This window comes from Streptomyces sp. A1136 (genome assembly GCF_004795055.1).
Taxonomy (GTDB): Bacteria; Actinomycetota; Actinomycetes; order Streptomycetales; family Streptomycetaceae; genus Streptomyces.
The window spans coordinates 33,632-51,124 of sequence record NZ_SSBJ01000016.1 but is presented as its reverse complement, the minus strand read 5'-3'; the positions used below and the strand labels follow the sequence as shown (position 1 = coordinate 51,124).

The window sequence follows — 17,493 nt, the reverse complement described above, 5'->3', positions numbered from 1 at the left end:
GGGGCGGCGCCGGCATGGGCGCACGAAAAAGGCCCCCACTCGCGTGGAGGCCTCTTCCCGTCTGTGCGCCGCCAGGGACTCGAACCCCGGACCCGCTGATTAAGAGTCAGCTGCTCTAACCAACTGAGCTAGCGGCGCCTGCTGACGTCGTAGACATTAGCATCCCGATCGGCGGAACGAAAAATCGATACCTGCAGGCGGGCGGCGTGCAGGAACGCCCAGAGCAGGGCGTCGGGCCCGGGCAGCCAGGGTCGTCGGGAGCCCGGGGCCACCAGCCAGCGGGACGGCCCGGGCGTCGCGACGAGCGGCGGCACGGTGACGGCGTCGCCGAGACCGTGACAGATCGGGGCCGCCGTGTCCCGGTCCCACTCTTCCCCTGACTTCGTCGGGGGTTCCCCCACCCAGGCGAGCAGGGCGGGCAGTCGCTGCGCCGTGCCCGGCGCGGTGAAGAGCAGCATCCTGCCCCGGTGCACGGCGGCGGGGCCGCAACCGGGGCCCTCGGCCCACAGCAGGTCGAGCATCCGCCGGCCGAGCACGAGCGGGACGTTGACGACGTCGAAGGCGGTTCCGCACGGCAGCACCGCCGGAGCGGAGGGCCGCTCCTCCCAGACCGCGAGGGCGCTGCGCGGGTCGTTGCACGCGGAGGCGAGCCAGGCGGCGCCCTCGTGGGTGACCTGGGTGGCGGGCGCGGAGCGGACGTCGAGGGCGGGAGCGGGGCAGCCGGTCAGGGTCGTCATGCCCCAGGTCTACCGGTGGTAGTGGGGCGACTCCCCGGAGTTACCTGATTCCGGGACAGAGTGCGGGGAGGCGGAGTATGGTGCGCCCCGCATATGCCACGGGCTCCGCCCCCGGTGTGCGCCGCCCCGTGCCGGGGCCCCGACCGTCGACCGGCCGGCGGCGCGGGCACCCGGTCCTACGTCTCGTCCGGGCCGCCACCGCGCAGCAGGCTCTCGCCGAACTCGATCATCTTCACGGCATAGTCCTCGGTCCACTCCGCCTGTTCCGCGATCTCGGAGGCGGGCAGCCGGTCGAACCGGCGCGGATCGGCCAGCTGCGCCGCCGCCAGCGCCTGGAACTCGACGGCCCGGTCCTGTGCCGCACGGAAGGCCAGCGTCAGCTCGGTGGCGCGCGCCAGCAGTTCCCGCGGGTCCTCTATCGACTCCAGGTCGAAGAAGTGCTCGGGGTCCGAGGCCGCCTCCGAGGGCTCGAAGAGCAACGGTGCGGGCCGCAGCCTCCGCTCGGTCCGCTCGGGCTCTGCCATGCCTGTCCTCCAGTGTGCTGCGCGGGAATGCTTCCGGGCCACCCTCCATTGTCCAACGCCCCGCAAGGGCGCACTCGCGCCCGCGCACGCCCCGGAGCCGCCGGCGGCGGCCGTCGGCCGCGGGCGACGCGCGGTCTAGACGGCGACGCGCTGCGACGCGAGGGCCGCGACCTCGTCCAGCTGGGCGGCCACTTCGTCGGCCAAGCCCTCGGGAGCCCGGAAGCCGTCCGGCCCGATGAGGGCGTTGATGCCGGGGACGGCCACGCGTCGCTCGGTGGGGAGCATGCCGATGCGGGTCAGGACCGGCAGCAGCATCTCGGCCGCCGGGGCGCCGCCCGTGGGACCCGCGCTGTAGCTGAGCAGGGCGACCGGCTTGCCGCTCCACTCCTTGTAGAGGAAGTCGATGGCGTTCTTGAAGGGCGCGGTGAAGCCGCCGTTGTACATCGGCAGGACGAAGACGAACGCGTCGGCGGAGTCGACCAGGGCGCTCCACTCCAGGGTGTGCGGGTTCGCGTAGACCCCGCTGGAGGCGTACTCCGGCTCGTCGAGGAAGGGCAGGGCGATCTCGGCGAGGTCGACGGGGGTGACGTCGAAGCCGCCGTGGGCGCGGGCCTGTTCGCTGACCCAGGCGGCGAGCGGGCGGCCCGAGGAGGTGGGGCGGGTGGCGGCGGAGATGACGTGCAGGCCGGTCATGTGTGGAACTCCCCTGGGGCGTGGGTGTGCTGTGTCGGCGCCAGTCTGGTCGCTGCCGCGCCCCCGAGGAAAGCCGCGTCCGCCCCCTGTGTCACACCTGACCCCTGTGTCACACCCGCCCGCCGTGTCACGCCCGCCGTGTCCACCCGCCCGGACAATCCTCGGAGGGGCCGGGGCCTCGATGCCCGCAGCAAGCGGATCACGTCGTGGTTCCCGGTCCCCGGGTGCGCGCTCGACGGCCGTGGGTCGGCGGTCGAGCACGCTTCTCACGCCGCGGGCCGCGGCGTCCCCGGGTGCGGGACCCGACGTTCAGGGCCGCCAGGGGATGCGGTGGTCGGACCAGAAGTCCCAGGTCGACATCATCGCCTCCCAACCGTCCGGGAACTTGACCGTCACGCCCAGTTGGACCGGTTCCGTCGACGGATGGTCGTCCAGGAGGGACGCGACGCCCGCGCGGGCCACGATCACGCAGGCGTGCCGGTGGCGGGAGGCCAGCACGCACAGGCGGCCCGTCTCCAGGTGGAAGGCCGTGGCGTCGGGGCGGCCCGAGAGGGGATGGAGGACCACCGTGAGGTCGTACTCGCGGCCCTGGAGACGGTTCGCGGTGTCCACGGTGACGCCCGGCACGCCGAGGCCGGCCAGCGCCGCGCGGACGGCCGCCGCCTGGTCGCGGTGGGCGGTGCCCACCGCGATGCGGTCCGGCGTCAGCGGGGTCGGGCCGCCGGGGTGCTCGTCCTGCGTCACCGCCCCGCGGTCCAACGCCCGGCGGACCACCAGCGCCACCGCCGCGACCGCCTCCGGATCGGTGCGCGGGGTGTGCCGCGCGGGCAGCTCCAGCAGGCCCCACCCCGACGCGGCGGCCTCGTCCAGCACCCGGTCCGGGCCCGACCCGTCGGAGGCGACCCCGTACGACAGTCGGCGCTCTCCCGGGCCGGTACCGCTGCGGAACCGGCTGTACGGGTAGAAGGCGCGCGAGACCAGCGGCGCCGCGGACGCCGGGAGCCGCCACGACACCGGCAGCCGGTGCTGCGGCAGCTGCGGGTTGTGCGCCAGCAGGGTCGACACCGCCGACGCCGAAGGGTCGTAGGACAGCCCCGCCCACTGCTCCGCGCCGACCACGCTGAACGGGTCCAACTGCCCGGGGTCGCCCACGAACAGCGCCCGCTCGAACAATCCGGCCACGGCCAGCAACGCGTCCGAGCGCATCTGGTACGCCTCGTCCACGATGGCGTGCTCCCACGGCTCGGCGTCCTGCACGTACGCCCACTTCGCCGCCGTGGAGACGGTGATCGGCAACTCCGCCAGGTCCCCGGGCTTGGCCGAGAGGGTGACCGAGGGCAGGGCGCGCAGCGCCGGGTCGTAGGCGTCGCCCTCGCTGCTGTGCAGCCGGCCGACCTTCAGCTCCGGGTCCTTGTCGTGGAGCCGCAACACCAGGTCGTCCACTTGGGCGTTGGTCTGCGCCACCACCATCAGCCGGCGCCCGGCGGCGGCCAGTTCCCGGGCCGCCCGCACCACCAGCGTGGACTTCCCGGCCCCGGGCGGCGAGTCCACGACGACACCGCGCTCGGTGCCGTGCAGGGTGTCGTGCAGGATGGCGGCGGTCGCCCGGGCGGCCTCCGCCCCCGGGTCGAAGGCGGTCAAAGGATGTCTCCGTCGGTGACGGGGTCGGGGAGGGGCAGCGCGGCGGTCGCCGATCCGGGCGGGCCGCCGTGGGTCCACGGGGTCCGCTCCGGGTCCGGCAGTTTCGGGCCGCCGCGCGCGTCGTGCTCGAACAGCGTCCAGCAGAGCCGGTCGCCCTTCTCCGGCACCGTGCCCGGCGCCGGTTCCCGGCCCGAGCCCATCTTGTCGAGCAGTCGCAGCACGATCCCCCCGGCCTCGTCGAAGCGTACGAACTCGGCGGCCTGCGGACGGCCGTCCAGCGAACGGAACACCTTCCCGCCCGCCCCGTCGGCCAGTTGCGGACGGTCCTCGGTGACCAGGGTGACCAGCGGTCTCGGGCGCGGCCGCGCCGACTCCGTCCACTCCATGACCACTTCGGTCACCTCGCCGGCGAACGCCTCGCCCGCGAGCCGTCGTCCCGCCATCACCAGCGGGTCGTCAAGCGCCTCCTGGGCGTCGAGCCGCACCTGCTCCGTCTCCCGTGTGGCCAGCTTCTGCGCCGCCGTCACCGCGTCGTCACGGCGCGGCTGCGGCGGCTCGCCCGCCCGTACGCGGTCGCGGTGGCCGGTGTACGACCAGCGGTCGCGGGTCCAGCGTTCCCCGGTCCGCTCCCCGGCCGGGAGGGCGCGCAGCAGGTCCAGGGAGCGCCACACCGCGTCCCAGGTGGGGCGCAACTGTCCGCCGACCAAGTCGCGCACGGCCCGCTCGGCCCGTTCGACGGCGCGCGGGTCGCCGCAGGCGCGCGCCGCGTCGTACCGGGCCATCACCGGGGCCAGCAACTTGTTGTCGAAGTCGGGGTCGGTGGCCGGGCCGGCCGGCGGGACCAGCAACTGCCCCTCCCCGTCGCGGGCCAGTTCGGCCCGCAGGGCGGCCTGCGCGCCGGTCTCCCCCTCGGGCGGGGCGATCCAGGCCAGCAGGGCCCCCAGGTGCTGGTCCTCGACGCTGCTCTGTCCGGTCGCCCAGTGCCGGGACAGCAGCTCGGTCGCCGACAACAGCAGGGAGGAGCCGGGCACCCGGGAGCGTTCGCCGAGATGCGTGAACCAACGACCCAGCAGCGGCACCTGCGCCGGCGCCGGATAGGGGTTCTCGGGGTCTTCCTCGGCGGTGCGCCGGAACCGCATGGACCGCCCGAGCAGTCGGACGTACTCCACCCCGGCCCGGCTCGGCACGATCATCTGCGGCGCGTCCACGCACAGTTCCGTCTCCACCTTGACCCTCTTGCCCGTCTCCGGGTCGGTCTCGGTGCGCTCGGCCGGCTCGACGACGTCCGCGTACCCGTCGATGTACGGCATCACCTGCCGAGCCAGCTCCGCCAGGAACTCCCAGCGCAGGTCCCGGTCGCGCGGCTGCGGTATGACCAGCAGGCGGGGGTCGTCCCGTTCGGTGCCGACCAGCGCGCCGAGCGGCGCGCCGGCCTCGCCGGAGGTCGTCAGCGGCACGAGGACCAGCGGGCGCTCGCTCAGGTGCCGGTGCCGTACGGTCGCCAGGGCCTCCGCCCGGCCTGAGCGGATCGCCTCCAGCCGCGCGAGGGTGTTCAGCAGGGGCATGCGGAACCCTCCGGGTCCTGCGACGACGGGGTGCGGGACGACGCGAGTGCCAGCGCCTCGGCCCGCAGTCGGGCGGCCCGGTGCAGCGCGGCCGCGGTCGGGTCCTCGGCGGGTCCGCCCTCGGCGGCGGCCAAGGCCTCCTCGACGGTGCCCAGTCCGCCCAGCTCGGCCCGCAAGGACCGGCCGAGGGTGCCCACCTCGTCGGCGGCGCGGGCCCGCTGCCGGCAGTGGAATGCCAGCTCACAGGCGGCCAGGCACTCGGGGGCGTAGGAGGCGGGGACCGCCGAGACGGCCTCGGTGAGCTCCTCGGCCGGCCGGGCGGGATCGAAGCACAGGTGCTCGGGCAGCAGGGCGGCCAGCTCCTCCACCCGGGTCAGCCGCTCCAACTGGCGACGGGTGACGGCCCGCTCCCGGCGGACGTCGACCAGCGCGGCGGTCGGCAGGTTGGAGAAGTCCTTCGGGCAGACCAACACCACCTCGTGGCCCACGGTGGCCCCGGGCAGCTTCTCGGCGGTGCCCTCCAGGGCCAGGACGTACACGGCCGCCTGTCGGGCGGCGGCGCCGACCTTCGCCGGGTCGGCGCTCCCGTCGATCATCGGGAACGACTTGATCTCCACCACCGTCCAGCGGCCGTCGGGGTGCACCACGACGGCGTCCGGCTCCAGGTACGCGGGGGAGCCCGCCACCTCCAGGGCCAGCATCGGGTGGTCGAGCAGCGTCCAGGAGCCGGCGGTGGTGGCCTCGCGGAGCGCGAGGGCGGTACGGGCGGCGCGGCCCTGGGGACCGGCGGCGGTGAGGTCGGGCAAGAGGGCGGCCGGCCCGGGCGGCTCGGCTCCGGCGCCGAGGCGCTCGTACACCAGGCGCAGCAGCTCCGCCCCGCCGTCGCCCTTGACCTTGGCCTCGAAGGAGTTGCCCCGGATGATGGCGAACTGTGACTGGCCGAAGGCGGAGGGCGAGCCGAGGGCCGCGGCGAGGGCCGTCTTGTCCACGCCGGCGCCGTCGAGCAGGGCCCGTCTGCCGCAGCCGGGGTTGGCCGCCAGGGCGGCGAGCGCGCGGGCGTCGAGCGGGCGGGGCGGCACGGCGGGGCCGCGCAGGTCGGCGAGCCGCTGCCGCAGGGGGGTCGTCTGCGGTGTCGTCTGCGGAGGGACGCTGGGCGGGTAGGAGCTCACGGGCGGAAGTGTCCCATCCGCCACCGACAATCGTGGCCCTCCGTCCGAAATCCGGCTGCGTCGCCCGGGAGGACTGCCGGTGGGACGGTCGGTGGGACGACGGTGGGACGGAGGCGGCGCGGTGCCCCGCCGCCGCGTCGTGGATGATGGACGGACGCATCCGTACCGATACAGACGTATTTCGTACGTCCGCAAATCAATCCACCGGAACCGGGAGAAAAGCGCATGGCCCCCCGCATCCTGCTGGCCCGCCACGGACAGACGGCGTGGTCCCGGCTCGGCAAGCACACCGGACGCACGGACGTGCCGTTGCTGGAGGAGGGTCGGCAGGGGGCGAAACTGCTGGGCGAGCGGCTGGCGCGGGACCCGTGGGCGGGCCTGCGCGGCCTGGAGGTGCGCACCAGTCCGCTGGTCCGGGCCGCCGAGAGCTGTGACCTGGCGGGCTTCGGGGTGCGGGCCGAACCGTGGGACACGCTGATGGAGTGGGACTACGGCGATTACGAGGGCATGACCCCGGCCGAGATCCAGGCGGTCCGGCCGGGCTGGCTCATCTGGCGCGACGGGGTGCCGGGCGGCGAATCCGTCGCCGACGTCGCGGCCCGCGCGGACGAGGTCGTCGCCTGGGCCCGGTCGGCGGAGCGGGACGTCCTCGTCTTCGCGCACGGCCACATCCTGCGCACCCTCGCCGCCCGCTGGCTCGGCTTCGAGGCCTCCTTCGGTGCCCGCATCAGGCTGGACCCCACCTCCCTGTCGGTCCTGGGCTGGGCGTACGGCGCCCCGGCGCTGGAACGCTGGAACGACACGGGGCACCTGGACGGCTAGGCCGCGTCAAGTGCCGTGCGTCATACCGCCGTTGGGGTTCGGCTGCGAGGATCGACGCATGACGATCACTTCCGTGGTGCTGCGGCGCCGAGTGAACGACCTCGAACGGGCCCTGCCCTTCTACGAGAAGCTGACGGGCGAGACGCCGGCACGGTTCGCCTTCGCCGGGCTGGACTTGGCGAGCGTCGGACCGTTCCTGCTGTTCACGGGCCCGCCGGAGGTCGCGGCGCGGTTCGCCGGGGTCTCGGCCACCCTGGGCGTCGCCGACCTCGACGCGGTGGTGGCGACCGGGGTGGAGGCCGGGGCGGAGCTGGTCGGGGCCCCGACGGACACGCCCAACGGGCGGCGGGCGGTCTTGCGCCATCCCGACGGCGCGGTGTACGAGTACGTCGGCACCTGATCCGCGCCGCGGCGGTGGAACGGCGCGGTATCAGAACGGCGCCGCCTGACGGGACAGGAACGCGGCCACGCGCGGGGAGCGCTGGTGGGGGAGCAGGGTGCGGGCGGTCGTCGCCAGCATGGAGCGCACGCGGGTCGACTGGACCTCGGTGAGCAGGTCCAGCACCCGGTCCCCCGCCCAGGCGGCCTCGTCGGGCGCCCCCGCGTGGGCCAGGTCGCCGGCGAGTTCGGCGGTGTAGAAGGCCACGTTCCGCGCGAAGTGCGGGTCCTGGAGGTCCGCCGCCCGCCGGGCGTGCCGGGCGGCGCGCGCGTACTCCCCGAGAGCGGCCCAGCACCGGGACTCCAGGGACTCCAGCTCGGCCTCGCCGAAGAAGCTCATCCACTCCGGGTCCTCGCCCGTCCCGCCCCGGGCGAACTCCGTGTGCGCCCGCGCCAGCGCCTCCTCGCAGGACTTCCGCTCGCCCAACCCCGCCCAGCCGCCCGCCTCCCGCAGCGCGAGGAGCGAGAGCAGCCGCGGGGAGCCCAGCGAACGCGCGGCGCGACGGCCCGCCTGGGCGGCGCGCACCGACTCGCGCGGCCGGCCGCAGTCCCGCGCCAGGAAGGCCATGTTGCTGAAGGCGTGCGCCTCCAGGGCCGCGTTCCCCGCCACCCGGGCCGTCGCCAGGGCCTCCGCGTAGTGCGAGCGGGCGTCCTCGAAACGGCCCGAATCGTGGGCCAGCCAGCCCACGGAGACGGCCAGTTCCCCGGCGCCCGCGTGCAGCCGGTCCTCGGTCGACTGGCGGGTGGCCCCCGCGTCGAGCAACGCGTAGGCGGCACGCAGTGGTTCGGCCGCCCTGCGGTACAGGGCGTCGGCGCCGTGCCGGTCGTCCAGCAGCCGGATCTGGCGTACGGCGTCCTCGACGGCGGCGGCCTCGCTCGCCCCGGCCCGGGACGGTGGCCGGCGCGAGTCGCCGGGCACGGTGAAGCCGAGCGTCGCGGCCGCCACGGTCGCGGAGCCGCCGGCCATGAACGCGCGACGCAGCACGTCACTCTCCTTGGAACGGGGGACGAGGTGGACGGGGACGGGAGGCGCGGGTGCGGTGCGCCGGCCCGAGCGGCCGCGCACCGACTCGCGCGGGAAGAAGCCGAGATCGGCCGTCGTGCGACCGGGGAACATGTGCAGGAACACCCGCTCGTAGGCGTAGTTCGGGCAGCGGATCTCCCCCGACTCGACCCGGCCGATGTAACGGGCGTCGCAGGAAACCGTTTCGCCGATCTCGCGCGCCGCGCGACGCACCATGGCCGCGAACTCCGCGGGGGAGTGGGCGCCGCGCAGCCGCCGGAAGGCGGTGTTGGGTGAGTGGGGGGACGCCGCCATGGACGTGGCCTCTCTGGACTTCGGGCTTTGTACAGACTCGTGCCCGGCGGGCACGAACGTACCGCCGCCGGAGGACCGTTCATCCGATGTTTGCCTACAAAACGGATATCTCACCCACGATCCGCCATGAACTGCCATCCTTTGCGGCAACGTTGCGCCGCACCCGTTGACGTCCCGCCGCGTTGAACCCATGCGGAGTGGCTCGTACGCGGATCGAGGAGGGGTTCCCTTGATGGAGGGCGGCATGGAGAGCACTGGAACGAACACCGCGCCCCGGCCGGGCGCAGCCCTGACGGCGGGAGGACCGGCCGACGCGCCCGATCTGGTGACCGTACCCACCCGCCAGGGCCTGGAGGCGGTCGACATCATCCGCCGCGCGACCGGCCACACCGCCCCCGGCGTCGGGCCCGTCCTGCACGACGGCTCGGGCGCCACCCTGGGCTTCCTCGTCCCGCCCGGCACGGCCGACGCCTGGGACCTGCCGGGCAGCGCCTGTACGCAGACCAACGGGCGGGGCATGCGCTTCGGCGACCTGGCCGGAGGCGCCGCGGACGCCCCGCCGGCGGCCGGGGACGCGGCCTGGCTGCTGCCGCCGGACGCCGTGGGGCCGGTCACCGACCCCGACGTGCTGCGCGCCGCGCTCGGTGAGGCCGCCCGGCTGATCGAAGCGGCGGACAACTGTCGCTGAGGCGCTGACCAGCCAAGACGGCGGGAGGGCCGGACGCGACGGCCGTGCGCTGCGGTCATACTGGGGCCATGGCCGGTAAGAGCAGGGACAAGCGGCGCGGGACCGGCGAGCCGGTCGTCGGACAGGTGGACGGCGGCCGGGCGGAGCTGGCACCCGACCGCGAGCGCGCCCGGGCGTGGACGCTGCTCATCGACGGGGCACCGCAGTCACACGTCGACCTGGCCGACCCCTTGTACCTGGACTTCGCCTACCAGCGGCGGATCGGCCACCTCATCGACCTCGTCGCGCCCGCCCGCCGCCCCCTGAACGTGGTGCACCTGGGCGGCGGAGCCCTGACCCTGGCCCGCTACACCGCCGCGAGCCGCCCACGCTCCACCCAGCAGGTGGTGGAGATCGACTCCGCCCTGGTGGCCTTCGTACGGGAACACCTGCCGCTGGACCCCCAGGCGCGGGTGCGCGTCCGGGCGGTGGACGCGCGGGCCGGGCTGGCCAAGGTGCCGGACGGCTGGGCGGACCTGGTCATCGCGGACGTGTTCAGCGGCTCCCGCACCCCGGCCCACCTGACCAGCGCCGAGTTCCTGGACGAGGTACGCCGGGCGCTCGCGCCCACCGGGTGGTACGCGGCGAACCTGACGGACGGTCCCCCGCTCACCCACCTGCGGGGCCAGATCGCCACCGCCGGCTCCCGGTTCGCCGAACTGGCCGTGGCCGCCGACCCCGTGGTGTGGCGGGGGAAACGTTTCGGCAACGCGGTGCTCGTCGCCGCCGACCGGGAGCTTCCGGTCGCCGAGTTCACCCGACGGGTGGCGAGCGACCCGCACCCGGGACGGGTCGAGCACGGCCGGGCCCTGGCGGACTTCGCCGGCGGCGCGGTCCCGGTCGCGGACGCCTCGGCGGTGGCCTCGCCGGAGCCCCCGCCCTCGGTGTTCCGCTGAGCCCCGCGGGGTTCCGCTAAACGGCGGGCGCGCCGGCGGCGGCAGCCGCGCGCAGGCGGCGCTTGTCCGGCTTGCCGCGGTCCGTCAGGGGCAGCGCCGCCACCCAGAACACCGTCGTCGGCCGGTGGTCGGGGGCCAGTTCGGCGGCCACCGTCGCGCACGCCCCGGCGGCGGCCTCGTCGGAGGGCACGTGCCCGGCCGCCGGGACCAGGAAGGCGCAGACCCGTTCGCCGGTGACGGCGTCCGGCCGCCCCACCACCGCCGCCTCGGCCACGGCGGGGTGCCGGGTCAGCGCCGCCTCGACCGGGCCGCAGTAGATGTTCTCCCCGTCCACCATCACCACGTCCTTGACCCGGTCCACGAGGTACAGGTACCCGTCCGCGTCGAGGTGCCCGAGGTCGCCCGTCCGGAGCCAACCGTCGCGCAGCACCCGCGCCGTCAGCCCGGGCCGCTTCCAGTAGCCGGCCATCACCGTCCGGGAACGCACCCACACCTCACCGGTGGCCCCGGGGGGCAGGGCCGCCGTCCCGTCCGCGTCCCGCACCTCCACCCGGACCCCGGGCGCCGGGCGCCCCACCGACGCCGCCGACTCCGGGCGGGCGGCCCGGGCGGCGTCGTGGTCGGCCTCCGAGAGACGGCAGATCACCCCGGCCTCGTTCATCCCGTACCCCTGACGCCAACGCACCTCCGGACCCCAGCGGGTCAGGGCCTGCCGCAGCCGTTCGGGGGCGATGGGGGAGTCCCCGTACGAGACGCGCGTCAGGCCGGGCACGCCCGCGGCGGTCACCGGGTCGTCCAGCAGTCGGTACACCATCGAGGTCGTCAGGTACGTGGAAACGGGCCCGAGCCGCCGGCACGCGGCGGCGAACCGGCCCGCGTCGAAGGGACCGCCCAGGATCTCCGAACGCCCGCCCGCCCGCAGTTGCTCCAGGCAGCGGCCGCCCGAGCGCTGGGCCAGGGAGGTCACCGACAGGTACACCGTGTCCGCGCTCCGGGCCGCGTCACGGGCCGCCAGCGCGGCGAAGGTGGAGGCGACCCCCTTGGGTCGTCCCGTCGTGCCGCCCGTGTAGGTCACCCGGGCCAGGTCCTCCTCGCGCGCCCGCACCGGCAGCGGCCGTGCCTCCCGGGCGGCGGCCCGCTCCAGCAGCGCCGCGAGGGCGATCCGCGGGGCGCCGGTGTCCGGGACCGGGGTGTCGTGGACCACGAGGACCGGCTCGCAGTCCCGCAGGAGGAAGTCCAGGCCGTGGGTGGCCGGGCCCACGCTCACCTGGGTCAGCCGCGCCCCCAGCACGTGGAGGGCCAGCCGCACCGGCAGCACCTCGTACGGGTTCCCGGCCGTCACGCAGGCCACCCCCGTACCGCGCCGCACGCCGAGTTCCTCCAGGGCGCCCGCCAGCCGGTAGGTCAGGGCCAGCACGTCCCCGTACGACAGCAGGACCGGGCCGGCGCCGATCGCGGGCCGGTCGGCGTACCGCTCGCACGCCCCGACCAGGTCCGTGACGTACCGCGCTGCGTCCATGTCCGTCTCCCCTGGTGTCGTCCCGTCCCGCGTCGTCCGTCCCGTCCGGGGCGGCGGTGTCCCTACCGGTCGTCGATCTGCACGCGCGGCGCCTCGTTGTACCAGGTGCAGAACACCGACACCTCGCGGCCGTCCCGGGTGAAGGTCACGCGTATCCAGTAGTCCTGCTTCCACACCTGCATGCGCCAGCCTCCCGCCGGTGTCGCGGAAACCAGTTCGGCCGAGCCGGCGCCGAGGTCGAAGACCACCCGGCCGCCCGAGACGGTGTAGCCCTTCACGTCCCCGGACTCCTCGCCCGCCGCCCGGTGGGACGGCGGCGGGGACTTCGGCTTGGCGTCGGAGGGCGGGGGCGTCGCGGAGGCAGACGCGGGGTCGGACGCGGACGGCGAAGGGGACCCGGGCGGCGGCGTCGCGGTGGACGAGGGCGGGGCCGTGGGCGTCCCCGGGCCCTGCGTGGAGGAGGACAGCGGCAGCGCGGCCAGCGGAACGGCGCGCGGGGGATCGTAGGCCGTTCCGGACATGACGGTGTGGACGCCCCACCACGACAGCGTCACCGCCGCCCCCGTGGCGAGCGTCCAGGCGAACGCGTGCAGAAGTCCCCGGTGCATGAGGGCACATACTGCACCACCCGCCCCAAGGGTGGACCGACACCCCGCCCGGTCGCCCGAATGGACTACGGTGCGGCCATGGCAAGTGTGCTCGTGGTCGAGGACGACCAGTTCGTGCGTTCCGCCCTCATCCGGCACCTGACCGACGCCTCCCACGCCGTGCGCAGCGTCGGTACGGCCCTGGAGGCCCTGCGCGAAGTCGCCCACCACCGCTTCGACCTGGTCATCCTGGACCTGGGCCTGCCCGACCTCGACGGGTCCGAGGCGCTCAAGATGCTGCGCGGGATCACCGACGTGCCGGTCATCATCGCGACCGCCCGGGACGACGAGGCCGAGATCGTGCGCCTGCTCAACGACGGCGCCGACGACTACCTCACCAAGCCCTTCTCCGTGGAGCACCTGTCCGCCCGGATGGCCGCCGTCCTGCGCCGCGCCCGCGCCGCCGGCGGTGAACCGCCCTCGCGCGTCCTGCGGGTGGGCGGCCTCTCCATCGACCCCCTGCGCCGTCAGGCCGAGCTCGACGGGGCGGCACTGGACCTGACGCGGCGGGAGTTCGACCTGCTGGCCTTCCTCGCCGGGCGGCCCGGGGTCGTCGTGGCCCGGCGCGAACTGCTCGCCGAGGTGTGGCAGCAGGCGTACGGGGACGACCAGACCATCGACGTCCACCTGTCCTGGCTGCGCCGCAAGCTCGGCGAGACCGCCGCCAACCCCCGCTACCTGCACACCCTGCGCGGGGTCGGGGTCAAGCTGGAGCCACCGCGGTGAGGCGGCGGCCGTGAGGTGGGCACTGGTCAAGGTGTGCCTCGCCGTCACCGCGATGGTGGTCATCGCCTTCGCCGTCCCGCTGGGCCTGGTGATCCGCGAGATGGCCAGCGACCGGGCCTTCTCCAACGCCGAGCGGCAGGCCGCGAGCATGGCGCCGACCCTGTCCATCACCACCGACCCGGTCCAGTTGCGCAAGGCGGTCGAGTCCACGCAGATGGGCGCCGCCCAGCGGATGGCGGTCCACGTCCCGGCGATCGGCGACCGGACGGCGGTCGACATCGGCGCGGGCTGGGCCGGCCCGCACGCGGTGGAGGAGACCCGGCGGATGGGCCGGGCCACGACCGCCTCGGTGGCGGGCGGCGGATCGGCGTTGCTCCAGCCGACCGCGCTCGGCTCCGGCGACATCGCGGTGATCGAGATCTACGTACCGGAGAGCGAGGTCAGCAACGGCGTCACCACCGCGTGGCTGGTACTCGCCGGGGTCGGGCTCGCCCTGATCGTGGGCTCGGTGGCGGTCGCGGACCGGCTCGGCGCCCGCCTGGTACGGCCTGCGGAACGACTCGCGGACGCCGCGCACCGGCTGGGTCAGGGCCGGCTCGGGGTGCGCGTGCCGGAACAGGGCCCCAAGGAGCTGCGCTCGGCGGCCGTCGCGTTCAACGCGATGGCCGACCGGGTGGTGGAACTGCTGGCCAACGAGCGGGAGCTGGCCGCGGACCTGTCGCACCGGTTGCGGACACCCTTGACGGTGCTGCGGCTCAACGCGGCCTCCCTCGGGGACGGCCCGGCCGCCGAGCAGACGCGGGAGGCCGTGGAGCAACTGGAGCGGGAGGTCGACACGATCATCCGTACCGCCCGTGAGCAGCGTGCCCCGGCCGTCCCGGGCGGCCCCGGGGCGGGGGCGGGTTGCGACGCCTCGGAGGTGATCCGGGACCGGATGGCGTTCTGGTCGGCGCTCGCGGAGGACGAGGGGCGCGAGGTCCGCCTCGCCGGGGTGGACGGTCCCGTACGCATCCCCGTGGCCCGGCCCGAGCTGGCGGCCGCCTTGGACGCGCTGTTGGGCAACGTCTTCCGGCACACCCCCGAGGGGACCCCCTTCGCGGTCGACGTGCACGACGCGGGGGACGCCGTGATCGTCCTGGTCTCGGACGCCGGTTCGGGGATAGCCGATCCCGACGCGGCCCTCAGGCGCGGCAACGACGGCGGCCGGGACGGCTCCACGGGGCTCGGCCTGGACATCGTGCGCCGGGTCGCGGAGTCCACGGGCGGTGACGTCCGGCTGGGCCGCTCGGTGCTCGGCGGGACCGAGGTCCGGATGTGGATCGCGCTGGACGGCCGGACCCGGGGCGGGGAGCGCCGCAGCCGCCGCAAGGGGCGCGCGGCCAAGTAGGAGCCGGACGGGAGCCAGCAGGAGCCGGGTGGGAGCCGGGTGGGAGCCGGGCATGCGGCCCGCGCCCGGACGGCCGTCCACCGGTTGCCGCCCCCACCGACGGCCCCGAGTGTGGCCGTGAAGGACCGATCCGTCACCACCACCGAAGGGGCCCCGATGCGCGTCATGCTCCGCGCCCACATGGACACCGCCGCCACCAACGAATCGATCAAGAGCGGCGCGCTTCCCCAGGCCATGCGCAAACTCATGGAAACCCTCAAGCCCGAGTCCGCCTACTTCGGTCTCTCCGAAGGCGTCCGCTCCTGCTGGATCGTGTTCGACATGCAGGACAGCTCGCAGCTGCCGGCGATCGGCGACGACCTGTTCAGCCAGCTCGGCGCCGAAATGGAGATCTGTCCCGTCATGACCGCCGAGGACCTGACCAAGGGCCTCCAGGCCATCGGTCGCTGACACCCCGCAGGGGGACCGCGCGGCTCCGCCCCCGTCCCGACGGGCGGGGGCGGGGGCGGGGCCGCCCGCCGGGGGGGGCCGCTCAGTCGAGCCGGCCGCTGCGGGCCAGGGCGGCGTACCAGCGGGCGCTGGAGCGCGGGGTGCGGGTCTGGGTGTCGTAGTCGACGTGGACGATGCCGAACCGCTTGGCGTACCCGTAGGCCCACTCGAAGTTGTCCATCAGCGACCACAGGAAGTAACCCTCGACCGGGGCCCCGTCCGCGATGGCCCGGTGCACCGCCGCGAGGTGCCCGCGCACGTACTCGATGCGCTGGGGGTCGTGCAGGTCGGGGGCGTAGGCGGCGCCGTTCTCGGTGACCAGCAGCGGCAGGCCCGGCGCCTCGCGGGCGAAACGCACCAGTAGGTCGTGGAGGCCGCTCGGGTCGATCGACCAGCCCATGTCGGTCTGCTCGCCCGGCGGCTGGTGGAAGGCGATCCCGTCCGCGCCCGGCCAGGGGGAGTGCTCGCCCGCGCCGTGGCCGTCGGCCCGGGGGGCGCCCGGGCCGGTCGACGCCGACACCACCGCCGGGGTGTAGTAGTTCACCCCGAGGAAGCCCAGCGGCTGCCGGATCAGCGCCTCGTCGCCGGGCCTCAGGAACGCCCAGTCCGTCACCTTCGCGGTGTCCTCCAGCAGGTCCCGCGGGTACGCGCCGTGCAGCAGCGGCCCGGTGAAGATCCGGTTCGCCAGCGCGTCGACCCGCCGCGCCGCGTCCGCGTCGGCCTCGGAGCCGGTCAGCGGCCGCACGGCGCTCGGGTTGAGCGCGACGCCGACCCGGGCCGTCGAGGGCAGGACGGACGCCGCCAGGCCGTGCGCGAGGTTCAGGTGGTGCGCGGCGCGCAGGGAGTCGGCGGGGGAGGTACGACCGGGCGCGTGGACCCCGGAGGCGTAGCCCAGGAAGGCGCTGCACCAGGGCTCGTTGAGCGTCGTCCACATCCCCACCCGGTCGCCCAGCGCCCGCCCGACCTGCTCGGCGTACGCGGCGAAGGCGTAGGCGCTCTCGCGCTGCGGCCAGCCGCCCGCGTCCTCCAGTTCCTGCGGCAGGTCCCAGTGGTAGAGCGTCGGGCAGGGCCGGATGCCGTGGGAGAGCAACTCGTCCACGAGCGCGTCGTAGAACCCGATCCCGCCCGAGCGCACCCGGGGCCAGGACACCGAGAACCGGTAGGCGGACAGGCCCAGTTCGGCCATCAGCGCCACGTCCTCGCGCCACAGCCGCAGATGGTCCGTCGCCACGTCCCCGGTGTCACCTCCGCGCACCTTGCCCGGTGTGCGGCAGAAGGTGTCCCAGATGGAGGGACCGCGCTGCTCGGCGCCGCCCTCGATCTGGAACGCCGCCGTCGCCGCGCCCCACAGGAACCCCTCGGGGAACTCCATCGCGTTCAACCCTTCACCGCCCCCTGCATGATGCCGCCGACGATCTGGCGGCCGAAGATCAGGAACACCAGCAGCAGCGGGAGCGTGCCCAGCAGCGCACCCGCCATGATCACGGACTGGTCGGGGATGTAGCCGCGGCCCAACCCCGTCAGGGCCACCTGCACCGTCGGGCTGCCGTTCTGCGTCAGCGCGATGATCGGCCAGAAGAAGTCGTTCCAGGTCATCACGAAGGTCAGCATCCCCAGCACCGCCATCGCCGGGCGGGCGGCGGGGAAGACCACGTGCCACACGATCCGCAGCGAACTCGCCCCGTCCGTGCGCGCCGCCTCCACCAGCTCCACCGGCAACGCCTGCGCCAGGTACTGCCGCATGAAGAACACCCCGAAGGCGGACACCAGCGCCGGCAGGACCACCGCCTGGAGCCGGTCCGTCCAGGACAGCTCGGCGATCAGCATGTACAGCGGCACGACGCTCAGTTGCGGCGGGATCAGCATCGTCGCCACCACCAGCGCCAGCAGGCCCCGGCTGCCCCGGAACCGCAGCCGCGCGAACGCGAAGCCCGCCAGGGTGGACAGCAGGACGGTGCCCACAGCGACCGTTCCCGCCACCACCAGCGTGTTCCACAGGGCCGTCCCCATGTGGGCGTCGGTCCAGGCGATCGACAGGTTGCGGCCCAGGTTCCCGCCGAACCAGAACGGCGGTGGGGTCTGGGCGAGCCGGGTGTTGGTCCGGGAGGCCGCGATCGCCGTCCACAGCAGGGGGAAGAGGGAGCCGGCCGTGAACAGCGCCAGGACGAGGTACGTGGGCTTGCCCGCGCGCATGA

The 17,493-nt window shown here is 74.8% G+C and carries 18 protein-coding genes and 1 tRNA gene; 7 read left to right on the top strand and 12 right to left on the bottom strand.

From position 1 onward, the window contains the following. Positions 1-64: 64 nt before the first annotated feature. The 7 genes from E6R62_RS17420 to E6R62_RS17390 all read right to left on the bottom strand — a co-directional run bounded on the left by E6R62_RS17420 (position 65) and on the right by E6R62_RS17390 (position 6,329). Positions 65-138 (bottom strand) — tRNA-Lys (locus E6R62_RS17420). Further along, positions 129-737, bottom strand: coding sequence for a bifunctional DNA primase/polymerase (locus tag E6R62_RS17415; protein ID WP_136214368.1), 609 nt, complete (start codon positions 735-737; stop codon positions 129-131). Before E6R62_RS17415 ends, E6R62_RS17420 begins: the two co-directional genes overlap by 10 nt. Positions 738-913: 176 nt before the next feature. Beyond that, a complete protein-coding gene (locus E6R62_RS17410; RefSeq protein ID WP_136214367.1) occupies positions 914-1,261 on the bottom strand; it encodes a hypothetical protein in 348 nt (115 codons plus the stop codon). A gap of 135 nt (positions 1,262-1,396) precedes the next feature. Continuing rightward, positions 1,397-1,954, bottom strand: a complete 558-nt coding sequence (locus tag E6R62_RS17405; RefSeq protein WP_136214366.1) for an NADPH-dependent FMN reductase — start codon at positions 1,952-1,954, stop codon at positions 1,397-1,399. 309 nt (positions 1,955-2,263) lie between these two features. After that, positions 2,264-3,595 carry an AAA domain-containing protein gene (locus tag E6R62_RS17400; RefSeq protein ID WP_136214365.1) on the bottom strand — a complete coding sequence of 444 codons (1,332 nt, stop codon included), beginning with the start codon at positions 3,593-3,595 and terminating at the stop codon, positions 2,264-2,266. Beyond that, positions 3,592-5,160, bottom strand: coding sequence for a hypothetical protein (locus tag E6R62_RS17395; RefSeq protein WP_136214364.1), 1,569 nt, complete (start codon positions 5,158-5,160; stop codon positions 3,592-3,594). Before E6R62_RS17395 ends, E6R62_RS17400 begins: the two co-directional genes overlap by 4 nt. Next, positions 5,148-6,329, bottom strand: coding sequence for a hypothetical protein (locus E6R62_RS17390; protein WP_136214363.1), 1,182 nt, complete (start codon positions 6,327-6,329; stop codon positions 5,148-5,150). The genes E6R62_RS17395 and E6R62_RS17390 overlap by 13 nt, the downstream gene beginning before the upstream one ends. A gap of 225 nt (positions 6,330-6,554) precedes the next feature. Between E6R62_RS17390 and E6R62_RS17385 the strand changes: the two genes are divergently transcribed. Both E6R62_RS17385 and E6R62_RS17380 read left to right on the top strand, forming a co-directional pair. Continuing rightward, entirely contained in the window at positions 6,555-7,151 is a 597-nt protein-coding gene (locus tag E6R62_RS17385) for a histidine phosphatase family protein (protein ID WP_136214362.1), read from the top strand. 58 nt (positions 7,152-7,209) lie between these two features. Then, entirely contained in the window at positions 7,210-7,551 is a 342-nt protein-coding gene (locus E6R62_RS17380; RefSeq protein WP_136214361.1) for a VOC family protein, read from the top strand. Between the two features lie 30 nt (positions 7,552-7,581). Here the strand turns inward: E6R62_RS17380 and E6R62_RS17375 are convergent, their stop codons facing one another. Continuing rightward, on the bottom strand, positions 7,582-8,907 hold the full coding sequence (locus E6R62_RS17375) for a tetratricopeptide repeat protein (RefSeq protein ID WP_136214360.1): 1,326 nt from the start codon (positions 8,905-8,907) through the stop codon (positions 7,582-7,584). A 244-nt stretch (positions 8,908-9,151) separates the two neighbouring features. On the opposite strand from E6R62_RS17375, the gene E6R62_RS17370 reads away from it, so the two are divergent. After that, positions 9,152-9,595, top strand: coding sequence for a hypothetical protein (locus E6R62_RS17370; RefSeq protein WP_206308752.1), 444 nt, complete (start codon positions 9,152-9,154; stop codon positions 9,593-9,595). Between the two features lie 68 nt (positions 9,596-9,663). After that, positions 9,664-10,530, top strand: a complete 867-nt coding sequence (locus tag E6R62_RS17365; protein WP_136214359.1) for a spermidine synthase — start codon at positions 9,664-9,666, stop codon at positions 10,528-10,530. Positions 10,531-10,546: 16 nt separating this feature from the next. On the opposite strand, the gene E6R62_RS17360 is transcribed toward E6R62_RS17365, so the two are convergent. After that, a complete protein-coding gene (locus E6R62_RS17360) occupies positions 10,547-12,049 on the bottom strand; it encodes a class I adenylate-forming enzyme family protein (RefSeq protein WP_136214358.1) in 1,503 nt (500 codons plus the stop codon). A gap of 62 nt (positions 12,050-12,111) precedes the next feature. Further along, positions 12,112-12,657, bottom strand: coding sequence for a hypothetical protein (locus E6R62_RS17355; protein ID WP_136214357.1), 546 nt, complete (start codon positions 12,655-12,657; stop codon positions 12,112-12,114). Between the two features lie 78 nt (positions 12,658-12,735). Here E6R62_RS17355 and E6R62_RS17350 point away from each other — a divergent pair, with 78 nt between their 5' ends. From E6R62_RS17350 to E6R62_RS17340, 3 genes are all read left to right on the top strand, one after another. After that, the gene (locus E6R62_RS17350) at positions 12,736-13,422 is read left to right on the top strand and encodes a response regulator transcription factor (RefSeq protein WP_136214356.1); all 687 of its coding nucleotides are present in this window, start codon (positions 12,736-12,738) and stop codon (positions 13,420-13,422) included. Positions 13,423-13,432: 10 nt separating this feature from the next. After that, positions 13,433-14,809, top strand: coding sequence for a HAMP domain-containing sensor histidine kinase (locus E6R62_RS17345; protein ID WP_136214355.1), 1,377 nt, complete (start codon positions 13,433-13,435; stop codon positions 14,807-14,809). 117 nt (positions 14,810-14,926) lie between these two features. After that, positions 14,927-15,259, top strand: coding sequence for a DUF3303 family protein (locus E6R62_RS17340; protein WP_306432435.1), 333 nt, complete (start codon positions 14,927-14,929; stop codon positions 15,257-15,259). 82 nt (positions 15,260-15,341) lie between these two features. Here E6R62_RS17340 and E6R62_RS17335 read toward each other — a convergent pair whose 3' ends face one another. Then, on the bottom strand, positions 15,342-16,670 hold the full coding sequence (locus tag E6R62_RS17335) for a GH1 family beta-glucosidase (RefSeq protein ID WP_136214354.1): 1,329 nt from the start codon (positions 16,668-16,670) through the stop codon (positions 15,342-15,344). Positions 16,671-16,675: 5 nt separating this feature from the next. Then, positions 16,676-17,491, bottom strand: coding sequence for a carbohydrate ABC transporter permease (locus tag E6R62_RS17330; protein ID WP_136214452.1), 816 nt, complete (start codon positions 17,489-17,491; stop codon positions 16,676-16,678). Positions 17,492-17,493 lie beyond the last annotated feature (2 nt).

Bases quoted from the DNA above. Each gene is read 5' to 3' on its own strand.
- E6R62_RS17380 (WP_136214361.1), top strand. From the start codon at position 7,210: ATGACGATCACTTCCGTGGTGCTGCGGCGCCGAGTGAACGACCTCGAA.
- E6R62_RS17330 (WP_136214452.1), bottom strand. From the start codon at position 17,491: ATGCGCGCGGGCAAGCCCACGTACCTCGTCCTGGCGCTGTTCACGGCC.
- E6R62_RS17410 (WP_136214367.1), bottom strand. From the start codon at position 1,261: ATGGCAGAGCCCGAGCGGACCGAGCGGAGGCTGCGGCCCGCACCGTTG.
- E6R62_RS17415 (WP_136214368.1), bottom strand. From the start codon at position 737: ATGACGACCCTGACCGGCTGCCCCGCTCCCGCCCTCGACGTCCGCTCC.
- E6R62_RS17350 (WP_136214356.1), top strand. From the start codon at position 12,736: ATGGCAAGTGTGCTCGTGGTCGAGGACGACCAGTTCGTGCGTTCCGCC.
- E6R62_RS17375 (WP_136214360.1), bottom strand. From the start codon at position 8,907: ATGGCGGCGTCCCCCCACTCACCCAACACCGCCTTCCGGCGGCTGCGC.
- E6R62_RS17405 (WP_136214366.1), bottom strand. From the start codon at position 1,954: ATGACCGGCCTGCACGTCATCTCCGCCGCCACCCGCCCCACCTCCTCG.
- E6R62_RS17370 (WP_206308752.1), top strand. From the start codon at position 9,152: ATGGAGAGCACTGGAACGAACACCGCGCCCCGGCCGGGCGCAGCCCTG.
- E6R62_RS17355 (WP_136214357.1), bottom strand. From the start codon at position 12,657: ATGCACCGGGGACTTCTGCACGCGTTCGCCTGGACGCTCGCCACGGGG.
- E6R62_RS17360 (WP_136214358.1), bottom strand. From the start codon at position 12,049: ATGGACGCAGCGCGGTACGTCACGGACCTGGTCGGGGCGTGCGAGCGG.
- E6R62_RS17365 (WP_136214359.1), top strand. From the start codon at position 9,664: ATGGCCGGTAAGAGCAGGGACAAGCGGCGCGGGACCGGCGAGCCGGTC.
- E6R62_RS17395 (WP_136214364.1), bottom strand. From the start codon at position 5,160: ATGCCCCTGCTGAACACCCTCGCGCGGCTGGAGGCGATCCGCTCAGGC.
- E6R62_RS17335 (WP_136214354.1), bottom strand. From the start codon at position 16,670: ATGGAGTTCCCCGAGGGGTTCCTGTGGGGCGCGGCGACGGCGGCGTTC.
- E6R62_RS17385 (WP_136214362.1), top strand. From the start codon at position 6,555: ATGGCCCCCCGCATCCTGCTGGCCCGCCACGGACAGACGGCGTGGTCC.